Origin of the sequence: Sphingosinicella xenopeptidilytica (assembly GCF_042676985.1) — a bacterium.
Lineage (GTDB): Bacteria > Pseudomonadota > Alphaproteobacteria > Sphingomonadales > Sphingomonadaceae > Sphingosinicella > Sphingosinicella xenopeptidilytica.
Window position 1 is genome coordinate 563,734 of the sequence record NZ_JBHTIK010000002.1, and the last position, 12,095, is coordinate 575,828.

General features: G+C 64.2%; 10 protein-coding genes and 1 tRNA gene. 7 read left to right on the top strand and 4 right to left on the bottom strand.

The annotated features are described in order from the left end of the window. From ACFQ00_RS05600 to ACFQ00_RS05620, 5 genes are all read left to right on the top strand, one after another. The gene (locus ACFQ00_RS05600; protein WP_381487408.1) at window positions 1-1,155 is read left to right on the top strand and encodes an acyl-CoA dehydrogenase family protein; all 1,155 of its coding nucleotides are present in this window, start codon (window positions 1-3) and stop codon (window positions 1,153-1,155) included. Between the two features lie 156 nt (window positions 1,156-1,311). Beyond that, window positions 1,312-1,893, top strand: coding sequence for a TetR/AcrR family transcriptional regulator (locus ACFQ00_RS05605; RefSeq protein ID WP_381487411.1), 582 nt, complete (start codon window positions 1,312-1,314; stop codon window positions 1,891-1,893). Window positions 1,894-2,168: 275 nt separating this feature from the next. Further along, window positions 2,169-3,197 carry an MBL fold metallo-hydrolase gene (locus tag ACFQ00_RS05610; protein WP_381487414.1) on the top strand — a complete coding sequence of 343 codons (1,029 nt, stop codon included), beginning with the start codon at window positions 2,169-2,171 and terminating at the stop codon, window positions 3,195-3,197. Between the two features lie 11 nt (window positions 3,198-3,208). Further along, entirely contained in the window at window positions 3,209-4,267 is a 1,059-nt protein-coding gene (locus tag ACFQ00_RS05615; RefSeq protein ID WP_381487418.1) for a Rieske 2Fe-2S domain-containing protein, read from the top strand. Window positions 4,268-4,370: 103 nt separating this feature from the next. After that, window positions 4,371-6,590, top strand: coding sequence for a TonB-dependent receptor (locus tag ACFQ00_RS05620; protein WP_381487421.1), 2,220 nt, complete (start codon window positions 4,371-4,373; stop codon window positions 6,588-6,590). A gap of 55 nt (window positions 6,591-6,645) precedes the next feature. On the opposite strand, the gene ACFQ00_RS05625 is transcribed toward ACFQ00_RS05620, so the two are convergent. Next, window positions 6,646-7,377 (bottom strand): TetR family transcriptional regulator, encoded by a 732-nt coding sequence (locus ACFQ00_RS05625; RefSeq protein ID WP_381487424.1) that lies wholly within the window; start codon window positions 7,375-7,377, stop codon window positions 6,646-6,648. Window positions 7,378-7,481: 104 nt separating this feature from the next. Between ACFQ00_RS05625 and ACFQ00_RS05630 the strand changes: the two genes are divergently transcribed. Together ACFQ00_RS05630 and ACFQ00_RS05635 are read left to right on the top strand one after the other, a co-directional pair. Further along, window positions 7,482-8,429, top strand: a complete 948-nt coding sequence (locus ACFQ00_RS05630; protein ID WP_381487427.1) for a fumarylacetoacetate hydrolase family protein — start codon at window positions 7,482-7,484, stop codon at window positions 8,427-8,429. A gap of 38 nt (window positions 8,430-8,467) precedes the next feature. After that, a complete protein-coding gene (locus tag ACFQ00_RS05635) occupies window positions 8,468-9,988 on the top strand; it encodes a class I adenylate-forming enzyme family protein (protein WP_381487431.1) in 1,521 nt (506 codons plus the stop codon). A gap of 45 nt (window positions 9,989-10,033) precedes the next feature. Here ACFQ00_RS05635 and ACFQ00_RS05640 read toward each other — a convergent pair. The 3 genes from ACFQ00_RS05640 to moaA all read right to left on the bottom strand — a co-directional run bounded on the left by ACFQ00_RS05640 (window position 10,034) and on the right by moaA (window position 11,992). Beyond that, window positions 10,034-10,108 (bottom strand) — tRNA-Asn (locus tag ACFQ00_RS05640). Between the two features lie 79 nt (window positions 10,109-10,187). Then, window positions 10,188-10,970: an NAD kinase gene (locus ACFQ00_RS05645; RefSeq protein WP_381487435.1), complete on the bottom strand. Its 783-nt coding sequence runs from the start codon at window positions 10,968-10,970 to the stop codon at window positions 10,188-10,190. Next, window positions 10,967-11,992 (bottom strand): GTP 3',8-cyclase MoaA, encoded by a 1,026-nt coding sequence (gene moaA, locus ACFQ00_RS05650; RefSeq protein ID WP_381487438.1) that lies wholly within the window; start codon window positions 11,990-11,992, stop codon window positions 10,967-10,969. Before moaA ends, ACFQ00_RS05645 begins: the two co-directional genes overlap by 4 nt. Window positions 11,993-12,095 lie beyond the last annotated feature (103 nt).

Genomic DNA, 12,095 nt, shown 5'->3' on the forward strand with positions numbered 1-12,095 from the left:
ATGGACATCACTCGCCGCCCCGCGCCATGGATCACCGAGGAACTGGAGATGTTCCGCGCCTCGGTGCGCGGGCTGATCCGAAGGCATTTCACGCCTGAACTTGAAGCCTGGCTGGAGCGCGGCATCGTGGACCGTGAGGCGTGGCGTATCGCCGGCGAGGCGGGGCTGCTCTGCGTGTCCATGCCCGCCGAATATGGCGGCGGTGGCGGCACATTCGCGCATGACTGCGTGATCGTCGAAGAACTCGAATACGCGGGCTTCGGCATCGGCTTCTCGGTCGCACTGCACAACGCAATCGTCGCACCGTACATCCGCGATTTCGGAAGCGAAGCGCAGAAGGCGCGGTGGCTGCCGGCGATGGCGCGCGGGGAGATCGTCGGCGCGGTGGCCATGACGGAGCCGGGTGCGGGCTCCGATCTCCAGGCCATTTCGACGCGCGCCGTGCGGGAAGGGGACACGTTCCGCATCGACGGACAGAAGACCTTCATCAGCAACGGCCAGCTTGCCGATCTGGTGCTGACCGTGTGCACGACGGAGCCCGGCGCCGGTGCGAAGGGCCTTTCATTGATCGGTGTGGAAGCCGATGCGCCGGGCTTTGCGCGGGGGCGCAAGCTCGACAAGATCGGCCTTCACATGTCCGACACGTCGGAGCTGTTCTACGACGGCGCCGTTGTTCCGGCGGACAATCTTCTCGGCGGAAGCGAAGGCCGGGGCTTCGCCATGCTGATGCACGAGCTGCCGCAGGAGCGGCTGGTGATCGCGGTCGGCGCGGTTGCCGCGATGGAGCGCGCGCTCGCACTGACGCTCGATTACGTGCGCCAGCGCAAGGCGTTCGGCAAGACGGTCGCCGATTTCCAGAACAGCCAGTTCGTGCTTGCGGAATGCCGCACCGAGATCGCGGCGGCGCGCGCGTTCGTGGACGATTGCATCCGCCTGCATCTGGAAGGCGCGCTCGACGCGGCAACGGCTTCGATGGCGAAGCTGTGGTGCACCGAGCGGCAGGGCATCGTCATCGATCGCTGCCTGCAGATGTTTGGCGGCAACGGCTTCATGGCGGACTATCCGATCGGCCGCATGTTCGTGGACGCGCGCGTACAGCGCATCTACGGAGGCACCAGCGAAATCATGAAGCTGCTGATCGCGCGGAGCCTCTAAGCGACGGCGGCGTACCGGTCGCAGTCTGTGCGGTGCTGTCCGGGCTGGAGTGGCGGCGGCTTCGTCGTCATGATGGCAGCGGAAACAACCGGGCAGGAGAATCGGATGGCGCAGTCGCCCTGGAAGCCGAGTGCAGAGCGAGAACGCCAGAGGGCCATGAAGCGCGAGGCAGTGCTGCGCGTCGCTGCGCGCATGTTCGTGGAGAGCGGCTATCACAAGACCTCGCTCGACGGCATCGCGGAGCGTCTCGGTGTCACCAAGCCCACCGTCTATCATTATTTCCGCAGCAAGGAGGATATCCTCTTCGAGTGCCTGAACGTGGGCTACGGGATGTTCAGCGAGGCGTGCGAAGCCGGGTTGCAATCCCGGCAAAATGGCCGTGAACGGCTGGTCGCCGCGCTTGAAGCCTATGCGAATGTCGTGATTACCGATTTCGGCATCTGTCTGGTCCGGCTGGCCGACCACGATCTTTCGCCCGAAAGCCTCGTCCGTGTGAGGGCCGTTGAAGCGGAAGTGGATCGGCGTCTGCGGGGGCTGGTCGAGGACGGGATCGCCGATGGGTCGATCGCACCGTGCGATGCGAAGGTCGCGGCATTCACGCTGGCCGGGGCGCTCAGTTGGTTCGGGCATCGCGCGCAATCCGGCCGATCCGCGGCCTTGCTGGCTCTGATGAAGCAGAGCGTTGAGTTCATGTTGCAGGGATTGTCGCCGCGCCCCGATCCGCACGTGGGGGGCTGAGAGCGGCCGCGCCGACATCACGGCGTTCACTGAAGCTAGGGGCTGTGTTGATCGGCGACTCAGCGCTGCTGTGCCCGTCTCGGAGGGGCGCAGGGGCAGCGGCATGAACGATGCGTCGTCACCGGCAAAAGCAATTGTATATCAAAAATTGTTTATTTGTCTAAAATATCTTGATCGTCTGTTTTTTCTGTGCGAGCACTACAATCAGCAGCGACACAAATGATGTCGTTCGGGGAGTGAATCTCCTCGGATCGACTGCAGGGGAGGAGAAGAGGATGCGCTTCGAAAAAGGCCTGCAGCAGATCGGCAATGGCAATTACGCCTACCTGCAGCCGTCGGGCACCTGGGGCTACAACAACGCCGGGCTGATCATCGACGGGGATCAGGCGATGCTGGTCGACACACTGTTCGACGAGCGTCTCACCGCCGAAATGCTTGCCGTGATGAAGGACGCGACCGGCTTCGGCGCGGGTGAGATCGGCCAGCTCGTCAATACCCACGCCAATGGCGACCATACCTTCGGCAACCGCCTGCTGACGGAGGCGCGGATCATCGCTTCGGCCGCCACCGACCACGAGATGAAGGAAGATGCGCCGCCGGAAATGCTCGCGGCTCTCATGGGTCAGGCAAGCCAGATGGGGCCGCTGGGCGTTTATCTGGAGGAGATTTTCGGCGCGTTCGATTTTGCCGGCGTGAAGCTGCGGCTGCCGGACGAGACTTTTGCGGGTGGTGCCAAGACGCTGAAGGTGGGCGACAAGACGGTCGAGCTGATCGTCGTCGGCCCCGCGCATACCGGGGGCGACACGCTCGTTTATGTGCCGGAAGACAGGATTCTCTACACCGGCGACATATTGTTCATCGACGGCACGCCGATCAGCTGGTCGGGGCCGGTGCGCAACTGGATCGCCGCCTGCGACCGGATGCTCGCCATGGATGTGGATCTGATCGTGCCGGGCCATGGGCCGATGACCGACAAGCGCGGCGTGCAGGCCAATCGCGACTATCTCGCCTTCGTCGAGGCGGAGGCGAAGAAGCGCCACGCGGCGGGCATGGATAGCTGGGAGGCCGCGCAGGACATCAGCCTTGGTGCCTTCGGCGCGCTTGAGGATCCCGAGCGGATCGCGGTGACCGTGGACACGATCTATCGCGAGCTGAACGCGGATACGTCTCCGCGCGATGTCATGGAGATGTTCGGGCGCATGGCCACGCTCGATCGCCGCTACCGCGCGGAGGGGCTCGGCAAGCCTCGCGTTCCACCGCCGCCACCGGCTTCCGCGCACACGAACTGCGACCACGCGCACTGAAGGACTTGTTGATGACCTCCTTCCTGAGGAACTCATGGTACTGCGCCGGCTGGTCCGGCGATCTGGGCGAGAAGCCGATCGGCATCCGCATCTGCGACGAGCCAATCGTGCTGTTCCGCACAGAGGGCGGCAGTGTGGCCGCGCTTGAAGGCCGCTGTCCGCATCGGTTTGCGCCGCTTTCGATCGGGCGCGTGCGGGGCGATGTCATCGAATGCGGCTATCACGGCCTGCAATTCGATCGCACCGGCACCTGCACGAAGAATCCGCATGGCAGCGGCACGGTTCCGCCCCGCGCCCACATCCGCGCCTATCCGGTGGCGGAGCGGCACGGCGCGATCTGGGTGTGGATGGGCGATGCCGCTGCGGCTGATCCTGATACGATCATGGATCTCTATTTCGTCAATGCGGAAGGCTGGGCGGGAACGACCGGCTATCTGAAGATCAACGCGGATTACCAGCTCGTGATCGACAATCTGCTCGATCTCACGCACGGCACCTATCTGCATCTCGATACGGTCGGCGCGTCACCGGAAGACACTCTGGGATCCTCGCTGCATTACGATTTCCGGACCGAAGGCTCCACGGTCTATTCGGATTACACCTTCTACAATTCCGCGCCGACGCCGCTCATGGCGCATTTCTATAAGGAGGCGCGCGGGGACATGCGGGCGTCCATGCGGTGGGATCCGGCCAGTTCGCTCCTGCTCGATATTGGCATCACCCCCGTGGGACAGTCGCCTGAAAACGGGCTCTTGATTCCGAGCGCGCATCTGATCGTGCCGGAGACCGCGAACAGCTGCCATTATTTCTTCGCGATTTCCCGCAACTGGGAACTGGAGAACAGCGACAAGACGCGGATCATGGGCGAGATCGCGATGAAGGCTTTCGCCGAGGAGGACGAGCCGGTGATCGCGCAGTGCTTCGAGATGATGGGCAGGCGCCCTCTGTTCGATCTGTCGCCGGCAATTCTCGAAACCGACATCGCGGCGGTGCAGGCACGCCGCATCCTTTCGAAGCTGATCCGTCAGGAAGGCGGAGAGGCCGGTGAAGCGCAGGTTGCGGCCGAATAGAAGCCGCACTGATGATTACACAGTCGTCGAGTTCATAAAACATACGAACAAAAAACAGCGCAAACGGTCAGGGACGGCCGGGCGCGCGGCAGGGGAGGGAAGAATGATTTCACGCTACACGTGCGTCTTGCTCGCGGGCACGGCGGGATTGTTCAGCGCGACGGCGTTCGCGCAGGCCGAGACAGCAGGCGAGGCGCCGAGCGTCTGGGCCGGTGAGGAAATTATCGTCACCGCGCAGAAGCGCTCCGAAAGCCTTCAGGACGTGCCGCTGGCGATCAGTGCGCTTTCGGGCGACTCGCTTTCCGACAGGGCCATCACCGATGTTGCCAGCCTGGCGATGGCGGTGCCGAGCCTCACCTTCGGCAGCTATGGCGGGCAGGCGCGCATCGCCATTCGCGGTATCGGTTTCGACACGATCAACCCGGGTGGGGAAGGGCGTGTCGCTTATCATTTGAACGGCGTCTATCTGTCGCGTCCGGCCGCGACCACCGGCACATTTTTCGACGTGAACCGGGTCGAGGTTCTGCGGGGGCCGCAGGGCACGCTCTATGGCCGCAACGCGACCGGCGGATCGATCAACGTCATCCCGCGCGGACCCACCGACGCTTTCGAAGGGTATCTGAATCTCGGCTACGGCAACTACAACGCCATCACGACTGAAGGCGCGATCGGCGGGCCGATCACGGATGGCGTCGGCTTCCGCGTCGCCTTCTCGACAGAGGACCATGACGGCTATGGCCGCAACATTACCACGGGGAACGAGATCGACAATGCGAAGCGGCGCGCGGTGCGCGGTATGCTGTCGTTCGCGCTGGGCGAAACCGCGAAGCTGGACCTGAGCGCCGATTACTCCACCGAGGATGACCGCAACTACGGCAACCATTATCTCGGTCGCGCCAGCACGGTGATCAGCCCGGTGGGCTTGCTGGTGGGCGGCGTCGTGCCGAATGATCCGCGCGACATCGCCAACGATTTCGATCCGCAGAACGACCGCACCTTCTGGGGTCTGTCGGCACGGCTGGAAGTGGGCCTCGGCGACCTGACGCTCACGTCGATCACGGGCTATCGCAACAACGAATATTCCCTGCTCACCGATCTCGATGCGACGAGCGCGGCGATCTCTCGCTTCACCTTCGCCGAGAAGGGCGATCATTTCAGTCAGGAATTGCAGCTCGCTGGCGAAATCGGCCGGTTCGAATTCCTGGTCGGGGGCTTCTATTTCGAAGAGTCGCTGAGCGGTAATGTCGCCATTCCGTTCGATCGCATGGCGATCGGAATGCCCGCCCTGATGGTGCAGGGCTATGAGGTGAACGGCGACGTGAAGACCAAGGCGCTCGCGGGTTTCGGTCAGGGCAGCTACGCGCTGACCGACACGCTGAAGGCGACGCTCGGCCTGCGCTACAGCTGGGAACGGCACGATATCTCCGATCAGTTCCAGCTGGATCTGTTCCGACCCTATGTGCCCGGCGCCGAACTGATCCCGGCGGCTACGCGCGATGCGCGCAGGTCGGAGAATTCCGTCACGCCCAAGTTCGGCCTGGAGTTCAGCCCGCGCAAGGATATGCTTTTCTACGCCTCCATGTCGAAAGGCTTCAAGAGCGGCGGCTATAATCTGGGTGATATCATCGATCCGAACACCGGCCTCGCCAACGATGGTTTCAAGCCGGAAACCTTGTGGTCTTACGATGCGGGCTTCCGCGGCAGCTTCGCCGACGGCCGTGTCGAACTCAACGCCAACGCCTTCTACTATGACTACAAGAATCTACAGGTATCGAAGGTCGTCAATACAACGGTGATCATCGAGAACGCTGCCGCTTCCACGATCTATGGCATCGAGGCGCAGGCGATCGTGCGGCCGCTACGGGGCCTGCAACTGGAAGTGACGCCGACGTGGCTGCACGGGCGCTACAAGGATTTCCAGTCCGCCAACCCCGCTGATCCCTTCAATCCCACGCCGGTCGTCCTCGATGGCAATCCGATCATCCAGGCGCCGGAGGTTGCGCTCAACCTTGCCGCCCAATACAAGGCGAATGTCGGCGCTGGCTCTTTGCGTCTGCGGGGCGAGATGGGGTTCCAGGACCGCGTCTACTTCACACCGTTCAAGGAAAGGAATGTCTCGCGCGAGCCGAACACGCTGCTCAACGTGTTTGCGAGTTACACGCTCGACAACTGGGAGATTTCGGTGTTCGGGCGAAACCTCACGGACAAGACCGTGATCGCCAATGCGCTCGTCAATTCGGGGCTGATCGGTCTGCCGATTACCGGCACGCTCTATCCGCCGCGCACCTATGGTGTCCGGATCGGCTACAAGTTCGGCAGTTGATGGTGAAAAGGGGCGTGCGTCCGGGCCTTGGCCGAAACGGCCGCTCGCGCACGCCTCATGCCGTGCTTTTGTTGAACGACAGCGCTGCAGCCGACATGGATCGAACGATGCGTTCTTCCACCGCCTTGTCGTCGAGGAACATCTCGGTGGCGTGGTCCGGCACGATGGCCTGCATGTCCCATTCGGAACCCATCACCATCGCCCGCGTCGTCAGCTCCAGAACGAACAGCAGGTCCACCCTGTCCGCATTGGGAACCGAACGATGCAGGCAATAAAGATAGCGGCGCAGCACCACCGACAGGTTGCGCGCCATCGCATTGGTGAAGAGGTCGGTGCCCGTCTCCCTGTCCAGCAGGTGGACCCAATAATCCCAACCGGCCGGGTCCTCTCCGCGCAGCTCGAAGAAGGGGTGGATCAGCGAGCGGATGATCTCCGGCACGGGCACCGGTTCGGGCGAGTAGCGATGTTCGAGCGCGTCGAGGCTGATCGCGCGCGCGTCGTTGAGCAGCGCCGCCCGCGCATCGACCACGGCGTCGTAGAGATCTTCCTTCTCCGCGAAGTAATAAGAGATGAGGTTGACGTTGATCGCGGCCGTGCGGGCGATCTCGCGCAGCGAAGTGCCGTGCAGGCCCTTGGTCGCGAACAGTTCCTCGGCGGCGGTGAGGATCCGGTCGCGGGCGCTCTGTTTTTTGCTCGTGGAGGCTTTCGAACTTCTCGCCACTGCATCCTCGGCTTCTACCAGCTTGAGCGGCCCTAGTGGAGGATGGCCGATGCTTTCGTCAATCATATCCTGAATTTATATAGACAAACGTACAACAAAAAGCACGCAGCTAACGAAATTGGAGAGGGTCTATGCGATTGGTGACATTCGTCCGCGAAGGACGGGAAGCCTTGGGAGCCTGGGTCGACGGTGATCGGCTGATCGTGGATCTGAACGCCGCAGCGCGTACGGCGGGAGCCGTGCCGCCGGGCTGCTGCGAATCCATGCTCGCATTGATCGACGCTGGGCCGGAGGCTTGGGGTGCCGTGCGCAGTCTTATCGATCGCGGCGATGGGCCGACCGTCGCGACGAATGCGGTGTCCCTGTGCGCACCGCTGCCGCGCCCGCGCCTGTTCCGGGACTTTCTTGGCTTCGAAGAGCATCTGGTGAATGCCTTCCGCATGGCCCGGACCCTGCGCCTGTCCCAGGCGAGGAACGAGGCCGAGCGCGCCGCGATCGAAAGCTCGAACGCCTTCGACATTCCGGCCATCTGGTACGAGAGTCCGATCTACTACACGGCCTCGCATCTGTGCATCGCGGGACCGGAAGCGGAAATCACATGGCCCGCCTATTCGGCGATCATGGACTACGAACTCGAATTCGCTGCCGTCATCGGTCGCCCGGGCAAGGACATTACCCGCGAACGCGCGCTCAGCCATGTCTTCGGCTTCACGATCTTCAACGACCTGTCCGCCCGCGACGAGCAGATGCGCGTGATGGATGGCAAGCTGGGGCCGGGCAAGGGCAAGGAGTTCGACGGATCGAACGTCCTTGGCCCGTGCATCGTCACGCTGGACGAGATCGGCGATCCCTACGCGCTCGAAATGGTCGCCCGGATCAACGGCGAAGAGGTGTCGCGCGGCAATTCGTCCGCCATGCATCACCGCTTCGAGGACATGATCGCCTTTGCCGCGCGCGGGCAGACGATCCATGCCGGCGAACTGTTCGGATCGGGAACGGTCGGCAGCGGCTGCGGGCTGGAACATGGCCGCATGTTGAAGGACGGCGACGTCGTTGAACTTGAAATGGAGCGCATTGGCATTTTGCGTAACCGCATCCGCAGGGTAGCTATGTCGTGACAGGTTACGGGGCATAGCGACAGCATGGGAGCACCAGCATGAGCCGCCTGCAACTTACCCAGGGCCTTCGCCGCAGCGCCGACCTGTTCGGCGACCGTGTGGCGACGATCATGGGGGACCGCCGCAGTACGTGGCGGGAGGTCGAAAACCGGGTGGCACGTCTGGCCGCCGGCCTCCGCGGGCTGGGCGCGCAGCGCGGCGACCGCATCGTCATCCTCGCGCTCAACAGCGACCGCTACATCGATGCCTATTACGCCATATTATGGGCGGGCTGCGTCGCCGTGCCGCTCAACACGCGCTGGGTGTGGGCGGAGATCGCCCATGCGCTTTCCGACAGCGAGCCGTCGCTGATCCTCTACGACGCGCATTTCGCGCATCTCGCCCCCGAGCTTGCGAAGACCTGTCCCGTCGTCGCCATGGATGGTGCAGGTGATGGCAGCCCGTGTTTCGACGCGCTCGTCTCGGCGTACGATCCGATGCCTGATGAAAGCGCCGGCGGCGACGATCTCGCGATGATCTTCTACACCGGGGGAACCACTGGCCGGTCGAAGGGGGTGATGCTGAGCCATGCCAACCTTGCCGGCAATTTCCTCGCGCAGCAGGCGCTGCTGCACTATCCGTCCGACACAGTGTTCCTGCACGTCGCGCCGATGTTCCACATGGCGGATGCCTGCTGCCTCCTCGGCATGACCGCGATCGGCGCGACACACGTCGCGCTGCCCGTTTTCGATCCCGCCCAGGTCATCGACACGATCGTCCGCGAACGGGTCACCGCCGTCATGCTCGTCCCCACGATGATCGCCATGCTGATCGAAGCGCTGCAGGACCGCGACGACGACATGAGTTGCATCCAGCGCATCTTCTACGGCGCGTCTCCCATTTCGGAAGCCGTGCTGCGCAAGGCGATGGCGACGTTCCCGAATGCGCGCTTCTGTCAGGCCTACGGCCAGACCGAACTGTCCCCGGTGGCGACCGTGCTGGAGCACGAGGACCATCTGCGCGGCTACCTCCGCTCGGCTGGGCGACCCATTCCGACGGTGGACCTTCGTGTGGTCGATGAAACGATGCAGAGCCGGCCATTCGGCGAGGTCGGGGAGATCGCGGTGCGGGGCCCGGGCGTCATGATGGGCTACTGGCGGCAGCCGGAGCTGACCGGGGCGACGATCATCGACGGCTGGCTGCGGACAGGCGATGCCGGCTACCGCGACGCCGACGGCTATGTATTCCTCGTCGACCGCGTGAAGGACATGATCGTTTCCGGCGGCGAGAACGTCTATTCGGTCGAGGTGGAGAATGCCCTGATGTCGCACCCGGCGGTGCGCCAGTGCGCAGTCATCGGCGTGCCCGACGACCGGTGGGGGGAGGCGGTGCACGCCTTCGTCCAGCTCCACCCGGACGGCGACGTGTCGGCAGACACGCTGATCGCCCACGCGAAGGAACGCATCGCCGGATACAAATGCCCCCGGTCCTTCACCTTCCGCGAAGACCCGCTGCCGCTGTCCGGCGCAGGCAAGATACTGAAGACCGAACTGCGCAAGCTGGTGACCGGGCAGGCGTGATCACGCTCTTGGTCTCGGCCGCTGTTTTTCAAGTCTGAAGGAAAGTGGCTCCCCGGGCCTGATTCGAACAGGCGGCCGTCCGATTAACAGTCGGATGCTCTACCGCTGAGCTACCGGGGAACATGGTCAGGGCGCGGCGTATAACAGTGCCGGTTTCCGCTGCCAAGCCCCGGAATGCGTTTCCGGCGCGGGTGGGTGTTCAGGTCAGGAACTGTTCCATCGCGATGCGATCGTCGAGCGCGTATTCGGGGTCGAACAGCAGCTCTAGCGTGATTGAACGGTCGGTGCTGACACGCACCACGTCGACATCACGCACCTCGAGCTGGTCGGCGACTGCACTCACCGGGCGCTTGCCAGCCTCCAGCATCCGGAACTCCACTACCGACGTGTCGGGAATGAGCGCGCCGCGCCAGCGGCGGGGGCGGAAGGGGCTGATCGGCGTCAGCGCGAGGAGATCGGACTGGAGCGGCAGGATCGGGCCATTCGCCGAGAGGTTGTAGGCGGTGGAGCCCGCCGGCGTCGCCACCAGCACGCCGTCGCAGGTGAGTTCGGACATACGCACGCGTCCGTCGATCGCGATCTCGATCTTGGCGGCCTGCCGCGTTTCGCGCAGCAGCGAGACCTCGTTGATCGCGGGGGAGACGATGCGGTCGCCCGCGATCGTGCGCGCGTCCATCTGCAGCGGGTGCAGCTTGAAGGCGCGCGCGTTCGCAATGCGCTCGGCGATGCCGTCCGGGCTGTATTCGTTCATCAGGAAGCCGACGGTGCCCCGGTTCATGCCGAAGACGCTTGCGGGCCGCCGTCGGTGGAGCACGGCGTGCAGCGTCTGCAGCATGAAACCGTCGCCGCCGAGCGCGAGGATGATGTCCGCCTCGGCTTCGCTCGCCCAGTCGTGCAGCGGCAGGATATCCGCAGCGGCCTCGCGGGCGGCGGGGGTTGGCGAGACGGCGAGCGCCACCTTGCCGGGCAGCTTGTCGTTCATCCGCCGGTCACGCTCATGTGGCGGGGGACGGCGGCACGGGGGCCGCCGCGTCCGATGACGAAATCGTGGCCCTTCGGCTTGCGCGTGATCGCCTCGGTGATCGCGGCGTCAAGGTCGGCGTCGGAGGGCGAGCGGCGCACGGCGGCGCGCAGATCGGCGCTGTCTTCCTGCCCCAGGCACATGTAGAGCCGCCCCGTCGCGGTCAGGCGCACGCGGTTGCAGCTTTCGCAGAAATTGTGGGTGAGGGGCGTGATGAAGCCGATCCTGCGGCCGGTCTCCGCGACCTCCACGTAGCGCGCCGGGCCGCCCGTCACATAATCGGTCGGCCGGAACGTGAAGCGCTTCGCAAGTTCGGCGCGCACGATGGAAAGCGGCAGGTAGTGGTCGGTCCGGTCTTCGTCGACCTCGCCCATCGGCATCGTCTCGATGAAGGTGAGGTCGTGGCCTTCGCGGCCGCACCACGCCGCCATGTCGCCGAGTTCGTCCTCGTTGATGCCGCGCAGCGCCACGGTGTTGATCTTGATCGCGAGCCCGGCCGCTTTCGCGGCGGCAATGCCGTCCAGCACGCGCGGCAGCTCGCCCCAGCGCGTGATGCGCCGGAAGCGGTCGGGGTCGAGCGTGTCGAGGCTCACATTCACGCGGCGCACACCCGCTGCGGCGAGCGCTTCGGCGTGCTTTGCAAGCTGGTTGCCATTGGTGGTGAGCGTCAGCTCGTCGAGGCCGCGCCCAAGGTGCCGCGCGAGCGAGTCGACAAGGCTCACGATGCCGCGCCGCACCAGCGGCTCGCCGCCCGTCAGCCGAACCTTGCGCACGCCGCGCCGGATGAAGGCCGACGCGACGCGGTCGATCTCCTCCAGGCTCAGCACTTCGGATTTCGGCAGGAACTGCATGGTTTCAGCCATGCAGTAAGTGCAGCGGAAATCGCAGCGATCGGTCACGGAGACGCGCAGGTACGTCACCGCCCGCCCGAAGGGGTCGATCAGCGGGCCTTTCCCGGCCGTTTGTGCGATCACATCCTGCATCGTCCTCCTGAGTTAGTCGTGCCGGGGGCGGGGGGCAAGTTTTGCCGTCAACGGCAACGGCTCCGGCCATGGTCGGCGCTGGCCTTTGCAGGGCGTCGTGATA

What these genes read in the sequence shown, in the direction of transcription:
- ACFQ00_RS05600 (WP_381487408.1), top strand. Translation starts at nt 1, where the DNA reads ATGGACATCACTCGCCGCCCCGCGCCATGGATCACCGAGGAACTGGAG.
- ACFQ00_RS05605 (WP_381487411.1), top strand. Translation starts at nt 1,312, where the DNA reads ATGAAGCGCGAGGCAGTGCTGCGCGTCGCTGCGCGCATGTTCGTGGAG.
- ACFQ00_RS05610 (WP_381487414.1), top strand. Translation starts at nt 2,169, where the DNA reads ATGCGCTTCGAAAAAGGCCTGCAGCAGATCGGCAATGGCAATTACGCC.
- ACFQ00_RS05615 (WP_381487418.1), top strand. Translation starts at nt 3,209, where the DNA reads ATGACCTCCTTCCTGAGGAACTCATGGTACTGCGCCGGCTGGTCCGGC.
- ACFQ00_RS05620 (WP_381487421.1), top strand. Translation starts at nt 4,371, where the DNA reads ATGATTTCACGCTACACGTGCGTCTTGCTCGCGGGCACGGCGGGATTG.
- ACFQ00_RS05625 (WP_381487424.1), bottom strand. Translation starts at nt 7,377, where the DNA reads ATGATTGACGAAAGCATCGGCCATCCTCCACTAGGGCCGCTCAAGCTG.
- ACFQ00_RS05635 (WP_381487431.1), top strand. Translation starts at nt 8,468, where the DNA reads ATGAGCCGCCTGCAACTTACCCAGGGCCTTCGCCGCAGCGCCGACCTG.
- ACFQ00_RS05645 (WP_381487435.1), bottom strand. Translation starts at nt 10,970, where the DNA reads ATGAACGACAAGCTGCCCGGCAAGGTGGCGCTCGCCGTCTCGCCAACC.
- moaA (WP_381487438.1), bottom strand. Translation starts at nt 11,992, where the DNA reads ATGCAGGATGTGATCGCACAAACGGCCGGGAAAGGCCCGCTGATCGAC.